The 14575-nt window shown below is 61.9% G+C and carries 15 protein-coding genes; 8 read left to right on the top strand and 7 right to left on the bottom strand.

Annotated elements, in window-relative coordinates; genetic code table 11:
• Positions 1-18: 18 nt before the first annotated feature.
• The 4 genes from ACQ4W7_RS09830 to dapC form a co-directional block, all read right to left on the bottom strand.
• Positions 19-375 carry an ArsC family reductase gene (locus ACQ4W7_RS09830; protein WP_436530112.1) on the bottom strand — a complete coding sequence of 119 codons (357 nt, stop codon included), beginning with the start codon at positions 373-375 and terminating at the stop codon, positions 19-21.
• Positions 376-507: 132 nt separating this feature from the next.
• Positions 508-2055 (bottom strand): FAD-dependent oxidoreductase, encoded by a 1548-nt coding sequence (locus ACQ4W7_RS09825; protein ID WP_436530110.1) that lies wholly within the window; start codon positions 2053-2055, stop codon positions 508-510.
• A gap of 121 nt (positions 2056-2176) precedes the next feature.
• Positions 2177-3004, bottom strand: coding sequence for a 2,3,4,5-tetrahydropyridine-2,6-dicarboxylate N-succinyltransferase (gene dapD, locus ACQ4W7_RS09820; RefSeq protein ID WP_426070545.1), 828 nt, complete (start codon positions 3002-3004; stop codon positions 2177-2179).
• 46 nt (positions 3005-3050) lie between these two features.
• Positions 3051-4280: a succinyldiaminopimelate transaminase gene (dapC, locus tag ACQ4W7_RS09815; protein ID WP_436530108.1), complete on the bottom strand. Its 1230-nt coding sequence runs from the start codon at positions 4278-4280 to the stop codon at positions 3051-3053.
• Between the two features lie 233 nt (positions 4281-4513).
• Between dapC and tsaB the strand changes: the two genes are divergently transcribed.
• Genes tsaB through ACQ4W7_RS09795 form a run of 4 tightly spaced genes read left to right on the top strand, consistent with a single transcriptional unit; the run spans position 4514 to position 7554 of the window.
• Positions 4514-5239 (top strand): tRNA (adenosine(37)-N6)-threonylcarbamoyltransferase complex dimerization subunit type 1 TsaB, encoded by a 726-nt coding sequence (gene tsaB / locus ACQ4W7_RS09810; protein WP_436530106.1) that lies wholly within the window; start codon positions 4514-4516, stop codon positions 5237-5239.
• Positions 5239-5745 (top strand): ribosomal protein S18-alanine N-acetyltransferase, encoded by a 507-nt coding sequence (gene rimI, locus ACQ4W7_RS09805; protein WP_426070542.1) that lies wholly within the window; start codon positions 5239-5241, stop codon positions 5743-5745. The genes tsaB and rimI overlap by 1 nt, the downstream gene beginning before the upstream one ends.
• Positions 5742-6626 carry a uracil-DNA glycosylase gene (locus ACQ4W7_RS09800; RefSeq protein ID WP_436530103.1) on the top strand — a complete coding sequence of 295 codons (885 nt, stop codon included), beginning with the start codon at positions 5742-5744 and terminating at the stop codon, positions 6624-6626. The genes rimI and ACQ4W7_RS09800 overlap by 4 nt, the downstream gene beginning before the upstream one ends.
• The gene (locus ACQ4W7_RS09795) at positions 6619-7554 is read left to right on the top strand and encodes a DUF1853 family protein (RefSeq protein ID WP_436530101.1); all 936 of its coding nucleotides are present in this window, start codon (positions 6619-6621) and stop codon (positions 7552-7554) included. Before ACQ4W7_RS09800 ends, ACQ4W7_RS09795 begins: the two co-directional genes overlap by 8 nt.
• 13 nt (positions 7555-7567) lie before the next feature.
• Here the strand turns inward: ACQ4W7_RS09795 and lplT are convergent, their stop codons facing one another.
• The gene (gene lplT, locus ACQ4W7_RS09790; protein ID WP_426070539.1) at positions 7568-8830 is read right to left on the bottom strand and encodes a lysophospholipid transporter LplT; all 1263 of its coding nucleotides are present in this window, start codon (positions 8828-8830) and stop codon (positions 7568-7570) included.
• Between the two features lie 279 nt (positions 8831-9109).
• On the opposite strand from lplT, the gene alr reads away from it, so the two are divergent.
• From alr to ACQ4W7_RS09775, 3 genes are all read left to right on the top strand, one after another.
• A complete protein-coding gene (alr, locus tag ACQ4W7_RS09785; protein WP_436530099.1) occupies positions 9110-10207 on the top strand; it encodes an alanine racemase in 1098 nt (365 codons plus the stop codon).
• An 80-nt stretch (positions 10208-10287) separates the two neighbouring features.
• The gene (gene radA / locus ACQ4W7_RS09780; protein ID WP_101482026.1) at positions 10288-11664 is read left to right on the top strand and encodes a DNA repair protein RadA; all 1377 of its coding nucleotides are present in this window, start codon (positions 10288-10290) and stop codon (positions 11662-11664) included.
• 131 nt (positions 11665-11795) lie between these two features.
• Positions 11796-12116 carry a PilZ domain-containing protein gene (locus ACQ4W7_RS09775; RefSeq protein WP_322428311.1) on the top strand — a complete coding sequence of 107 codons (321 nt, stop codon included), beginning with the start codon at positions 11796-11798 and terminating at the stop codon, positions 12114-12116.
• Between the two features lie 24 nt (positions 12117-12140).
• Here ACQ4W7_RS09775 and ACQ4W7_RS09770 read toward each other — a convergent pair whose 3' ends face one another.
• Positions 12141-12338 carry a hypothetical protein gene (locus ACQ4W7_RS09770; RefSeq protein WP_426070536.1) on the bottom strand — a complete coding sequence of 66 codons (198 nt, stop codon included), beginning with the start codon at positions 12336-12338 and terminating at the stop codon, positions 12141-12143.
• Here ACQ4W7_RS09770 and fliD point away from each other — a divergent pair.
• Positions 12337-13722 carry a flagellar filament capping protein FliD gene (gene fliD / locus ACQ4W7_RS09765; RefSeq protein WP_436530096.1) on the top strand — a complete coding sequence of 462 codons (1386 nt, stop codon included), beginning with the start codon at positions 12337-12339 and terminating at the stop codon, positions 13720-13722. The genes ACQ4W7_RS09770 and fliD overlap by 2 nt on opposite strands.
• On the opposite strand, the gene ACQ4W7_RS09760 is transcribed toward fliD, so the two are convergent.
• Entirely contained in the window at positions 13719-14519 is an 801-nt protein-coding gene (locus ACQ4W7_RS09760) for an AraC family transcriptional regulator (RefSeq protein WP_436530094.1), read from the bottom strand. The two genes, fliD and ACQ4W7_RS09760, sit on opposite strands and share 4 nt — an antisense overlap.
• Positions 14520-14575 lie beyond the last annotated feature (56 nt).

Here is a 14575-nt window from a genome sequence, read left to right as displayed (position 1 = left end):
CGGTGGTCAACTAGAGGGTTACAGCGAGAAAAGGGTCTGGTACTGCGCATCCGAAAACGCCACGCTGAACTTTCCATCCTTGTCCAGCACGGGGCGCTTGATGATGGAGGGATTTTCCAGCATCAGTTCCACGGCGCTGGCCGCATCGGTAATCGATGCTTTGCGCTCGTCGGACAGGGCGCGCCAGGTCGTGCCTTTCTTGTTGACCAGTACATCCCATGGCAGCTGCTGCAGCCACGCTTCCACGGTGGCGCGTTCCAGGCCCTGTTTCTTGAAGTCGTGGAAGGTGAAATCGCGTTGCTGCGCGGCCAGCCAGGTGCGGGCCTTTTTGACGGTATCGCAATTGGGGATACCGTAGAGTGTAATCGTCGTCATGGGTAGGGCTAAGGGGAATGAATGCGGTTCGCTTGATCGCGGCGCTTGCGCCAGAGCAAAATGCGATGTTAGCCGCCATTATACAGTTGATGCGCAGCCGATGCGGCGCTGCAACACGACCCCGTGATTTCCTTAAACGGGCCGTGGCGCGGCCTTGCCCATCTCTGCCGGACCAAAATGCAGGCCCAGGCGCAGAGCCAGGGCGCGCAGGGCGCCGCTTTCCTGCAGGTGCAGGGCCAGCGCGATATGGCCGTCGGGGCGCACGAGGTAGGCCGCGTCGCGGCCCAGGCCGGCCAGCTTGGCGGCCACGTTGTAAGTGTAGCAATGCACGGGCAGCTTCAGCACGCGCGCCTCGTTGAGCAGTTCGGGCGCCGGTTCGCCATAGATGTGCAATTGCCAATCCATGCCGCGCAAGGCCGTGAAATTGTCTTGCGTGCCGTCCGAGAACCACGGCAGGCGGTCGCCGCCGCGCAGGTATTGCGCGTGACCGGCGGAGAGGGCGCTGTCTTCATAGCTGATCTGGATTTGCGACACGGTCTGGAACAGCAAACGGCGCGCCCGCCCGAACCCTGACAGGAAGGGCAGCGCATGCGGCACCAGCCAGCGCCGCAGGAATTGCCCGGCGATTCCCTGCGCGACGATGGCCTGGAAGGCGCGGTCGGTGGTGGCGACGAGCTTGCGGGCAAACACGATGCGCTCGCTTTCATAGGTGTCGAGCAGGGCGTCGTTGCTCTGGCCGTGCAGCTTCTGCGCCAGTTTCCAGGCCAGGTTGACGGCGTCGCCCAGACCCGTGTTCATGCCCTGGCCGCCCACGGGGCTGTGCAGGTGGGCCGCATCGCCGAGGATGAAGCAGCGCCGTGCGCGAAACTGCGCCGCCACCCGGTGATGCACTTTATACGTGGAAAACCAGTTCACGTGGTCAACTTGAATGCCCAGCAAGGCTTGCACCTGTTCGCGCACATCGTCGAACACAGGCGCAGGCACGCCGTCGGGGCGGTCGGGCAGGATGCCGATCAGGCGTTGTATGCCGCTGGTGCGCACGGGCAGCATCAGTGCAAACGAATTCGCGCCCAGGTGGGCGTGCAAATCCATATTGTTGCCGGCCACTTGCGCATCGGCCACGTAGTACAGGTGGTCGTAGGTGCCGCCGGAGAACTCGAAACCGGCGATGTCGCGGACCTTGCTGCGGGCGCCGTCGCAGCCGCAGATATAGTCAAACGTGCAATATTGGCGTTCGCCCTCTTTGAACAAGATGGCTTGTACTTCGCTATCGTCCTGCGTCCACAGATCCAGCGCGACATTCCATTCCACGTGCACGCCGGCTGCTGCCAGCTTGCTGATAAGAAAGCGTTCATGCTCGTCCTGCGGCAGGCTCAGCACGAAAGGGTAGGGGCTCAGGCCTTCGCCGATCTCGCCCAGCGCCAGTTTCACCAGTTCCTCACCCCCTTCGTGGATGTGCACGGCATTGATCTTGATGCCCAGGTGCACCAGTTCGTCGGCAAAGCCCAGCTGCTGGTAAAACTCCAAGGTGCGCGCATGCACGGCCATGGCCCGCGAGGCCTGCCCGGGGCCACTGTTCCTATCGATGATGCGGCAATCGACGCCATGGCGCGCCAGGCGCAAGGCAAGCATGAGGCCGGTAGGACCGGCGCCGACGATCAATACGGGAGGAGTATGCATGCCATCCAGTATAGGACAGGATGGGAGAGGGCAGCGGGACGATTGAAGTTGCTGGCCGGAAATGAAAATGTCCCGCCGGGGCGGGACATTCAGGTCTTACTGATGCTTCACGGTGCAGTGATCAAATGCCGCGCAGGAGTTCGTTAATGCCCGTTTTTGCGCGGGTTTTTGCATCCACGCGCTTGACGATGACGGCGCAGTACAGCGAGTACTTGCCGTCTTCCGATGGCAGGTTGCCCGAGACCACGACGGAACCGGCTGGCACGCGGCCATACGTCACTTCGCCCGTGGCGCGGTCGTAGATTTTGGTCGACTGGCCGATGTACACGCCCATCGAGATGACCGAGTTTTCTTCGACGATCACGCCTTCGACGATTTCCGAACGGGCGCCGATGAAGCAATTGTCTTCGATGATGGTCGGGTTCGCTTGCATTGGTTCCAGCACGCCGCCGATGCCGACGCCGCCGGACAGGTGGACGTTCTTGCCGATCTGGGCGCAGGAGCCGACGGTGGCCCAGGTGTCGACCATGGCGCCTTCATCGACATAGGCGCCGATGTTGACGTAGGACGGCATCAGCACGACGTTTTTGGCGATGAAGCTGCCGCGGCGGGCAACGGCTGGCGGCACTACGCGGAAACCGCCTTTGGCGAAGTCTTCCGGCGTGTAGTCGGCGAACTTGGTCGGCACCTTGTCGTAGAACTGCATCGTGCCGTCCGACGGCATGACGACGTTGTTTTCCAGGCGGAACGACAGCAGCACGGCTTTCTTGACCCACTGGTTGACAACCCAGTCGCCCGTGGTCTTTTCCGCCACGCGGATGCTGCCGTTGTCCAGGCCATTGATGACGTGGGACACGGCGTCGCGCAGTTCGGCAGTGCCGTTGCCTGGATTGATCTCGGCGCGGTTTTCCCAGGCCAGGTCGATGATGTTTTGCAGTTGTTGGCTCATGATGATGTCTTGTTTATGTAGGGGTTAATGCGGAGTTAATGGGGAGTTAATGCGGAGTTGCGGATGCGGAAAGCTGCTGGCAGAATTTTACTATGCGCAACGCCGCTTCCAGCCCTTCGGCCGTTTCGGCCACCAGCGCCATGCGGATGCGGTTGCGGCCCGGATTGATGCCGTGTGCGTCGCGCGCCAGGTAACTGCCAGGCAATACCGTCACATTATATTCGGCGTACAGGCGTTGCGCGAATTGCGTGTCGGACAGGCCCGTGCGGCTGACGTCGGCCCACAGGTAGAAGCCGGCGTCCGGCAATTGCACGTCCATCACCGATTGCAGCAGCGGCGTGATGGCGTCGAACTTGGCGCGGTACTTGGTGCGATTTTCCTCGACATGGGTTTCGTCGTTCCAGGCCGCGACGGAGGCCGCCTGCACGGCAGGGCTCATGGCACCGCCGTGGTAGGTTCGGTAGAGCAGGAATTTTTTCAGTACTTCCGCGTCGCCGGCGACGAAGCCCGAGCGCATGCCCGGCACATTCGAGCGCTTCGACAGGCTGGAAAACACCACCAGACGCGCATACGGGCGTTCGATGGTGGACAGACCCAGCATGTGCGCCGCTTGCAGCGCGCCCAGCGGGGGCGTGTTGCCGTGGTAAATCTCGGAATAACACTCGTCGGCGGCGATGACGAAATCGTAGCGCTCGGACAGCGCGAACAGGTGTTCCCAGTCGGTCAAGGTCAGCACGGCGCCCGTCGGGTTGCCTGGCGAACACAGGAACAGCAGCTTGACCTTTTCCCACACGGAGGCGGGCACGCTGTCGTAGTCGCAGCCGAAATTGCGCGCCGGGTCGGAATTGACGAAATACGGTTCGGCGCCGGCCAGGTAGGCCGCGCCTTCATAGATCTGGTAAAACGGGTTCGGGCTGATCACCAGCGAACCGGCCGATGGATCGATCACCGTTTGCGCCAGCGCAAACAGCGCTTCGCGCGAACCGTTCACGGGCAGGATTTGCGTGGCAGGATTGAGCTTGGGGATGGCGTAGCGGCGCTCCAGCCAGCCGGCGATGGCGCTGCGCAAGGCTTCCGAACCGATGGTGGTCGGATAGCTGGCCAGGCCGTGGATATTGTCGACCAATGCCCGCTCGATGAACGCTGGCGTCGGATGCTTGGGTTCGCCCATGCCCAGGCTGATGGGCGCATACTCGGGATTGACCGTCACGCCGGCAAACAGCTGGCGCAGCTTTTCAAATGGATATGGTTGCAGTTTAGCAAGAAGTGGATTCACGGAACGGACCAGGGCAAGAGTGGAAAGACGATGTGGCTAATTATTTACTGATTTACTGAATAATTGCTTGGCGCGGCAGACTTGATGCCGGTCAAATAATAAGCTGCGTCTTTCATTATAGCCGTCCTCGCGGGCCCGCTGTGCAAGCCGCATCGGCTTGATCGCTGCCCGGCTGGTCCAGGCATGCCGCAGCGGGGAGTGCCGCGCCATGGCGCGGCAAGGTAAAATACGTCATGTCTATCTTACTTCCCACCCTGCTTGCTATTGAAACCTCGTCCGAACTCGCCTCCTGCGCCTTGTTGCGCGGCGATGTCGTCCTGTCCCGTTCGTCGTCCGGCGTGCGTACCCATTCCCAGTCTATCTTGCCGATGGTGCAGGAATTGCTGGCCGAAGCGGGCGTGACCTTGGCCGACGTGGACGCCATCGCCTACGGCTCCGGTCCCGGCTCGTTTACAGGCGTGCGCACGGCTTGCGGCATCGCGCAAGGCTTGGCCTACGGCGCCAATTTGCCCGTCGTGCCCGTCGTCACCCTCGACGCGATGGCGCTGGCATGCCATCAGCAGCATGGCGCGCAGCGCATCGTGACCGTGCTCGACGCCCGTATGGGCGAAGTGTACTGGGCGCAATACGATTACCAGGATGGCTTGCAAGCCGTGTTGCCACCGGCCTTGAGCGCGCCGGCCGGCGTGGCGCCGCAAGGCGACGTGGTTGGCTGTGGCAATGGCTTTACGGCCTATGCCGAGGCCGTAGCCGCGCTGCCGTGCGCCGCCACGGCCGACGTCGCCATCATGCCGCACGCCGTGCAGGTGGCGCAATTGGCGCGCATCGCCTTTGCCGCCGGCCAGTTTGTGACGGCGGCCGAGGCGCAGCCTTTGTATTTGCGTAACAAGATCGCTTACACGAGCGCGGAGCGGCACGAGATGCAACAGGCCAAGGCCGCTGCGGAGTCGGCACAGTGATGCATGCCGGCAAAGGTACGGATAAGTGCAAGGACAGCGTGGCAGACTGGGACTTGTTGCGCCTTGATTATCAGCCGATGCGGGAGTTGGACTTGGCCGAAGTGCTGGCGCTGGAGCAGCGCGTGTATCCGCATCCCTGGACGCATGGCAACTTTGTCGATTCGCTCAAGAGCGGCTACCCGGCCTGGGTGCTGCGCGATGTGGACGGCACCCTGCTCGGCTATTTTCTGCTGATGCTGGTCGTCGATGAAGCGCACTTGCTCAATGTGGCCGTCGAGGGCGCCATCCAGGGCCAGGGCCTGGGCCGTTTCCTGCTGAACCAGTCCTGCGCCTGCGCGCGCCAGCTGGGCATGGAATCGATGCTGCTGGAAGTGCGCCCGTCGAATGTGCGCGCGCTCGATATTTACCAGCGCTATGGATTTGAACAGATCGGCCGGCGCAAGGGATACTATCCGGCCAGCAACTCGCAACGTGAGGACGCCATCGTGATGCGTTATACCCTATGAGCCGCAGCGCCGTTTTCCTCGATGAAATGGGCGTCGGTCCCCTGTGGCGTTTGCGCCAGCGGGCTGTGCCCGAGGCCGTTGACGTCGTCGAGGCTGTCGTGGAGGTGAACGTCGCCGTGGCGGAGCCTGCGGCGGAACCCGTGGCCGAAGCCGCTGAAGCAGTGGTCCACATGGTCGCTGCGGTGGTTGCCGAGGTGGTTGCCGAGGCGCCCGTAGCCGTTGCCGCTACGCCTGCCGCTGCCGCGCCTGACGACACGGCCTGGTTCGACGACGCGCCCCCAGCGCCACCGGCAAAGCAGCTGAGCGATGCCGATATCGCCACCCTCGATTGGGATGGCTTGACGGCCGCCGTGGCCAAGTGTGCGCGCTGCGACTTGTGCAAGACGCGCAAGGGTATCGTCATGGGCCGTGGCGACCGCCAGGGCGCTTGGCTGATGCTGGCCAGCAGCCCATCGCGCCTGGAAGAGCGCGAAGGGCGCGCCTTGCCGGGCGAGCAGGGCAAATTGCTCGACAATATGCTCAAAGCCATCGACCTCGACGCGAGCAGCGACGTGTACATCACGCATTTGCTGAAATGCCGCCCGCTCGACGAGGCGGGCCAGGAACGCTTGCCCGCCGAATTAGAGTCCGCCGCCTGCCGTCCGTACTTCGAGCGCGAACTGGCCCTGCTGCAGCCGCGCACCATCGTCACCCTGGGTTCGATGGCCGCAGCCGGCATCCATCCCGGTGAAAAACCCGTGCGCGGCACAGTGCGTAAGCTGGGCAATGCCTCGCTTGTCGCCACTTTCCACCCGGAGCAACTGCTGCAGGACGAGACGGGCAAGGCCAAGGCGCGCGCCTGGGCCGACCTGTGCCTGGCGAAAAGCGCGCACGGTGATTGAAACTTTCCAGGCCAGCTTCGAGCGCCGCTGGGGACATTTGACGCACCCCCGCGTGCGTGCGCTGGCCTGGCTGCTCGATTCGCCCGATTTGCTCGACCCGGCCAGCGCCCACTGGGGTGGGCGCATCGCCAGCCTCACGCCCGTCACGCCTGCCGTGGCGGGGTGGTTGGAGGCGCTGCAAGAGGATCCATCGCCGCTCGATGCGGCGTTGGGGCTGAAATTTTATTCCCGCCTGGGCCTGTACGCTGAAAAGCTGCTGGCCTTTTATTTTGAGCAGCACGGCATGCTGGCTGCGCATGGCTTGCAAGTGCAAGTCAACCGCAACGACACGGTGGGCGAGTTCGATTTCCTGTTGCGTGATGGGTCGGAGGGGGAATATTTGCTGCACTGGGAGTTTGCCACCAAGTTTTATCTGCTCGAAGGGGCGCCCGATCCCGGCGTGTTCAACCACTTGATCGGCCCGAATCTGGCCGACACCTTGGGATTGAAGATGCGCAAGATTCTCGACAAGCAACTGGCTTTGTCTCGCCATCCGGCCGCGCAAAGCCTGCTGGTGCACCCCGTGCGCGCGGCGCAGGCGCTGGTCAAGGGCTGGCTGTTTTATGCGGCAGGCGCGCTGCCCGCCATGGACGGTATTTCCCAAGAGCATGCATGCGGATTCTGGTGCACGCCAACGCAATTGCCGCAGCAGCGCTATGTCGTGCTGCCGCGCTTGCAATGGCTGGCGCCGTTCAAGGGCCGCGAGGTGGAAGTGCTGGACCTCGATGCCTTGCGCGCGCAGTTGTTTGATCTGGCGCAACCGGTAATGGTGGCTGCGGTGGACCATATCGACGGCTGGGAAGTGGAACGCACGCGCGGTTTTGTCGTGCCCCATGACTGGACGGAGCAGGCCGCCGCGCGGCGGCTGGCCGGCACGCTACCTGCGTAATCCGGCACCACCGTTAATGCTTTTGCTCGCCGATCAGGGACAGATTGTCGTGTTCGGCCTGGTTCAGCTTGTGCCTGCGCATGATCATGTACATGGTGCCGGCGACGAACAGACCGAACAGGGTGATGATGATATTGAGCGGCAGGTGCAAACGGATCATGATGGAATACACGGCCAGCATGGTGAGAATCGACAGGTTTTCATTGAAGTTCTGCACGGCGATGGAATGGCCCGCGCTCATCAGGACGTGGCCGCGATGTTGCAGCAGGGCATTCATGGGCACGACGAAAAAGCCGGACAGGGCGCCGATCAGTATCAGCAGCGGGTAGGCGATCCACACGGAGTGAACTTGTGTCATCATCATGACGATCACGCCCATGGCGATGCCCAGCGGAATGACGGTCAGCGACTTGCGCAGCGGAATGAAGCGTGCCGACAGCACGGCGCCGGCGGCCACGCCGATGGCAACCACGCCCACCAGGCTGGTCGCTTTGTCAAACGGCATGTTCAACGACTGCTTGGCCCATTCCAGCACGATCAGTTGCAAGGTGGCGCCAGCTCCCCAGAACAGGGTCGTTACGGCCAGGGTGATCTGGCCCAGCTTGTCTTTCCACAGGATGGAATAGCAATTGGCAAAATCGGAAATCAGTTTGATAGGATTGCGTTCCTGGTGCGGATACACGCAGCCCGTGTCGGGAATCTTCAGGTTGGCCAAGGTTGCCAGCACATAAATGCCGACTACCACGCACAAGGCCGCTTCCGTTTTGTTGGCGATGCCCGTGTCGATCAGGGGGATGTCGATGGATAGCAGCATGTCGGACACGTGGCCACTGACGAGTGCGCCGCCCATGACGGTGCCCAGGATGATGGAGGTGACAGTCAAGCCTTCGATCCATCCATTTGCCGCCACGAGTTTTTCCGGCGGCAGCAGTTCCGTCAAGATGCCGTACTTGGCGGGTGAATACACGGCCGCGCCAAAACCCACGACGGCGTAGGCCAGCAAGGGGTGTACATGGAAGAAGACGAGGGCGCAGCCGAAGATCTTGACCATGTTGGCGATAAACATGACCTTGCCTTTCGGCAATGCGTCCGCGAAGGCGCCGACAAAAGCGGCCAACAGTACGTAAAACAGCACGAACGACAATTTGAGCAGCGGCGTGATCCAAGCCGGGGATTTCATGGACACCAATAGATCGACGGCGACAAAAAAGAGGGCGTTATCTGCCAGCGAGGAAAAGAACTGCGCTGCCATGATGGTATAAAAACCACGATTCATTCTGGAATGCCTGAAATCATATCTGGCTTGCTTTATACCACGAAAAAACGGCAAACCCCAAGTTTGGGCAGGGTCGCTTTGCATAGTCTTGGCTAAGCCGCAGCTCTAAGTAAAACTTAATTTTTCTGCCGTAGAAAAATACATCACATGTGAGCATTTTATACATGCTGTCGTGGGCGACTAGCGCGACGACCGCACCCGTCCGCTTTGCAGGCTTGCTGCCCCGCATCGTGCCCATCCGGTAAAATACGGCATTCCCACCCGCCGTGAACAACGCATATGCCCAGGCCCCTCATCGCCACCATCCATCTCGATGCCATGCAACAGAATCTGGCGCGCGCGCGTGCCGGCGCCCGCGGCGCGAAGGTATGGGCCGTCGTCAAGGCAAATGCCTATGGCCATGGCCTGGAACGGGCCATGCGGGGCTTTGCCGAAGCCGACGGCCTGGCGTTGGTCGAGGTCGACTACGCCGTGCGCTTGCGCGAACTGGGCTGGACCAAGCCCATCTTGCTGCTGGAAGGTTTTTTTGACGCCAGCGATTTACTTGTCATGGCGCAATATGGCTTGAATGGCAGCGTGCATTGCGAAGAACAGATTGCCATGCTGGCAGCGGCGCGCCTGCCGCACGCCATCGACGTACACCTAAAAATGAATACGGGCATGAACCGCCTGGGCTTTACGCCGCAAGCCGTGGCCGCCGCGTATGCGCGCTTGCGCGCCATGCCGCACATCGGCATCATCACCCTGATGACGCATTTCGCGAATGCGGACGAGGCGGGGCCCACGCGCTTGCCTTTGGCCCAGCAGATGCTGCGCTTCGAAGCCGGCGCGGCCAGCATCGGCACGCGCTTGCCGCGCAGCCTGTGCAATTCGGCCGGCCTGCTGCTGCACCAGCTCGACAGCGACTGGGTACGCCCCGGCATCATGCTGTACGGCGGCACGCCCAGCGGCGCTCCCGGCGGCACCTCCGCGCAAGCGTTCGGCTTGCTGCCCAGCATGACCTTGCGCAGCAGCATCATCGGTATCCAGGATATCGCCGCCGGTGAAGTCGTGGGCTATGGCAGCCGCTACGCAGCGGCCGGCAATATCAAGGTAGGCGTGGTGGCTTGCGGCTATGCGGATGGCTATCCGCGCCAAGCGCCCGAAGGCACGCCCATGCTGGTCGACGGCGTGCGCACGGGCCTCATCGGCAGGGTCTCGATGGACATGCTGATGGTGGACTTGACGCATGTGCCGGGCGCACGGGTCGGCAGCAGCGTGACCTTGTGGGGCCAGGGCATGCCGATCGACGAGGTGGCCCTGGCCGCGGGCACCATCGGCTACGAGCTGATGTGCGCACTGGCGCCGCGCGTGCCCGTGTTCGACGCGCCACAGTGACGCCGGCCCGCCGTTTGTATATACTGTGAATTCACTGTACATACAAACAGCAGTTTCACCTTACCCGGGCACAGTACACCATGGCAAAAGTCAAGACCATCTACACCTGCAGCGATTGCGGCGCCATCAGTAATAAATGGATGGGGCAATGCACCTCGTGCAACCAGTGGAACACCATGGTGGAAACCCTGCCCGAGACGGGCGGCAACAACCGCTATTCGAACCCGCAGCACATGTCGCTGGCACAGACGGCGCCCGTGCTGTCGCTCGACGATATCGACGCCATCGACGTGCCCCGCTTCGGCACGGGCATCGAGGAATTCGACCGCGTGCTGGGCGGCGGCATGGTGGCCGGCGGCGTGGTGCTGATCGGCGGCGATCCCGGCATCGGCAAGTCGACCCTGCTGCTGCAGGCGCTGGCCAATATGTCGCACCACAAGCGCGTGCTGTATGTGAGTGGCGAGGAATCGGGCGCGCAAATCGCCCTGCGCGCCAAGCGCCTGGTGATCGATGCCAAGGAACTGAAATTGCAGGCGGAGATCCAGCTGGAAAAGATCTTGTCTACCTTGAACGACCTGAAACCGGAAGTGGTGGTCATCGACTCCATCCAGACTGTGTATTCGGACGCGCTCAGCTCGGCGCCCGGTTCCGTAGCGCAAGTGCGCGAATGCGCGGCGCAGCTGACGCGGGCGGCCAAGCAGACGGGCGTGACCATTATTTTGGTGGGCCACGTGACCAAAGAGGGCGCGCTGGCCGGCCCCCGCGTGCTCGAACACATCGTCGACACGGTGCTGTATTTCGAGGGCGATGCCCATTCCAGCTTCCGCCTGGTGCGCGCCATCAAGAACCGTTTCGGCGCCGTCAATGAACTGGGCGTGTTTGCCATGACGGAAAAGGGCTTGAAGGGTGTGTCGAATCCGTCCGCATTATTCCTGTCGCAGCACGACAATCAAGTGCCCGGCTCATGCGTGATGGTGACGCAGGAAGGCACGCGTCCGCTGCTGGTGGAAATCCAGGCTTTGGTCGATACCAGCCACTTGCCGAATGCGCGCCGGCTGTCCGTCGGCCTGGAACAGAACCGTCTGGCCATGCTGCTGGCCGTGGCGCACCGCCACGCTGGCATCGCCGCGTTCGACCAGGACGTGTTCATCAATGCCGTCGGCGGCGTGAAGATCACGGAGCCGGCGGCCGATCTGGCCGTGTTGCTGGCGATTAACTCATCGATGCGCAACAAACCCTTGCCTCGGGGACTCGTGGTGTTTGGCGAAGTGGGGCTGGCTGGCGAGATCCGTCCCGCGCCAAGGGGCCAGGAGCGCTTGCGCGAAGCGGCCAAACTGGGCTTTACCCTGGCCGTGGTGCCCAAGTCCAACCTGCCCAAGCAAGCGATCGAAGGCCTCAAGGTCATCGGTGTCGAGCGCATCGACGAGGCGTTTAACAAGTTGCGCGACTTGGAGTAAAAGTTGGTATGGCTTAAATGCCAAGCTTGAGACAAGTCAAACAAAAATTCCGTTTGGAACTATAATATTTGTCCGATGGATTCACCGCGTGAATCCGCATCGACAATGCATAGATAGAGAAGCGGAATACAGTGTCAGTTGAGCAAAGGCAGGGCGCACGCAAGATTTTGCGTGCCAAAGCAATGTTGGTAATGGATGGCGCGGGTCCCGTGGCCGCGCGTACCCTCGATGTGGGGCCGGGCGGCATGGCGGCCGTCATCGCCGAGCCGGTGCCGACAGGCAAGCAGGGCAAGGTCCTGTTCGAGTTGTTTTACGATGGCTCGGCGCACATCATCGAGGCGCGCGTGTCCGTCTCGCACTGCATTTTCAGCAGTGCAGGTTTCAAGGTGGGACTCACTTTCCTGCAGCTGGACATGGCTGTCAGCAGTGCCATCTCGAAATTCATGCGCTGAGGCAAGCCCGGCGAGGGGCATGCGCTAGAATGGTGCATATGGGTTTGCAGTCAGGAAAAACTTGTTCTGTTCGCTGTTTTGATATTCCGGTAATACTGCATAATTATCAACCAGAAGAGGGACCTTGCCGCGCCATGCGCGCCTGCCGTCCATTTCCAGCGCAGCGCGGTCATGACCTGAACCGTGTGCCATGACCTTACACCCGACGGGAATGCCGACCATGTTTAATTCGACCATCAATAGCAGGGCTTACACCAACAACACGCAGCAAACCACGCAGGGCAATATCTCGGCCGATGTGTATGCGAAGGTGGAGCGCCAGATGCAGTCGCAGAACACGGGTGTCGTCAAGCTCAATGCCAACCTGGCGCGCGACCAGGCCAAATTCTCGGGCCTGGGCCAGTTGCAATCGGCGCTGGCGAAATTCCAGACCGTGGCCAAGAACATGGCCGGCAGTGGCCTGGCTACAGCGGCCACGTCCAGCACCAAGGATGTCCTGAGCGCCACCACCACCGACAAGGCTGTCAGCGGCAGCCATGAATTGAACGTCAAGCAGCTGGCGCAAGGGCAGACCTTGCTCAGCGCAGCGCAGAAATCCTCGAGCACGGCGATTGGCACGGGGGCGCCGGCGCTGGTCAAGATCGAAGTGGGCGCGACTGACGGCAAGCAATTTACGCCCGGCAGCGGCAAGATCATTTCGCTGACCATCGACAGCAGCAACAATAGCCTCGACGGCATTGCCGCCGCGCTGAAGCAGCAGGGCATCGACGCCAGCGTGGTCAAGGGGCCTGATGGCTATTCGCTGGCCCTGAACGGCAAGAGCGGCGCCGACAGCAGCATGCGCATCAGCGTGTCCGGCGACGCGGCCGTCAGCAACCTGCTGAGCTATGCGCCCGGTTCCGGCAAGGGCCTGCAGCAAACGGCCGCCGCACAGGATGCGCTGCTCACCGTCGACGGCAAGGACATCAAGAGCACCACGAATACCTTGACGACGGCCGTCGAGGGCGCCACCATCGAATTGAAGAAAAAAGGCACGACCGACCTCGTCATCGCCAAGGACAGCAGCCAGATCGCCAGCAACGTGGCCAGCTTCGTCACGGCCTACAATGAGCTCAACAGCAAGCTGCAAAGCCTGCAGCAGGGCGATTTGAAGTCCGACACAGCCCTGGGCCAGGTGCGCTCGCAGATGGAACAAGTGCTGCGCACGGCCAGCACGGGCGTGCCCGCTTCCATACTGGGCAGCGCCGGCGTCACCCTGGGCAAGAGCGGCGAGCTGGTGCTTGACGATAAAAAGCTCAAGGCGGCCATCGCGGCCGATCCGGACGCCGTCAGCAAGCTGTTTACGAATAACGGCAAGGGCGTGGCGGATCAGTTCTCCAGCAAGATCGGTGAACTGACGGGCGAAACGAGCATCATCCGCAAGGAAGTGCAATCGGTGGGCAAGGACATCACTACGCTGACCAACAAGAAAGCCGTGCTGGCCAAGGCACTGACGGCGCAGGCGCAGGCGCTGGTGAAAGCTTATTCCGCCCAGGAACAGATGGGGTCGAACTCGGCCTTGCCGGGTTATACGGGCAAGAATTCGCTCTTCGACTTCATGGCTTAAGGGCGCTCGCCCTGTGCAAAGAAAGCCGATGGCGAACTGCCGAAAGTCTTCTTGAACATGGCGGAAAAGGCCGACTGGCTGGCGTAGCCCAGTTCTTCGGCCACCTGCGACAGCGGCACGCCGCGCGCGATCAGGGGCGCCGCGTGCGCCAGGCGCACCTGCTGGCGCCACTGGCCAAAACTCATGCCCAACTCCTGTTCGAACAGCCGCGCCAGGGTACGCTCCGAGGCGCCGACCAGCTGCGCCCAGTGTTCCAGGGTCTGATTACCGCCCGGTTTCTCGATCAGGCTGTCGCACAGCGCTTTCAGACGCTTGTCGCCAGGCAAGGGGACGCGGATGGGGCGCGTGGCCGAGCGTTTCAATTCATCGAGTATCAGTTCGGCCAGCAATGCCTCGCGCGCCGGTTCCTGGCCCGGGTCCAGTTGTTCCAGCGCCATGATCAGCTGGCGCAGCAGGCTCGACACTTCCAGCACCTTGCAGTCATGTCCCGCAAACGGCGCGCGCGCGGCATGGATGCACAGGGGGCGCAAACGGGTTTTTTCCAGTATCGTGACGGCATGCTCCACGTTGGGCGCGATCCAGATGGCGCGCATGGGTGGCAGCACCCAGCTGCTGTTGTTGGCGGTGATGCGCAGCACGCCTTCGAGCGCCATGGTGACCTGGCCCCAGGGATGGCTGTGCGGTAATAAAAACTCATCGGGCTGCAGGTCGCGCGCAATCATCGTCACGGGGATAGTCGCGCTGGGCGCCTCTCGCGGCGGACACATGCGGGTATGGTGGAGGATAGGTACACCCATCAGCTTGGCCTTAATTCGATAAATTATGTCGTTCTGTCGGAAAACAGACGATGGTA

It is taken from the genome of Janthinobacterium algoris, assembly GCF_051380935.1.
Lineage (GTDB): Bacteria > Pseudomonadota > Gammaproteobacteria > Burkholderiales > Burkholderiaceae_D > Janthinobacterium.
Note: the sequence above shows the minus strand (reverse complement) of the source record. Positions and strands in the feature narration are given on the sequence as shown.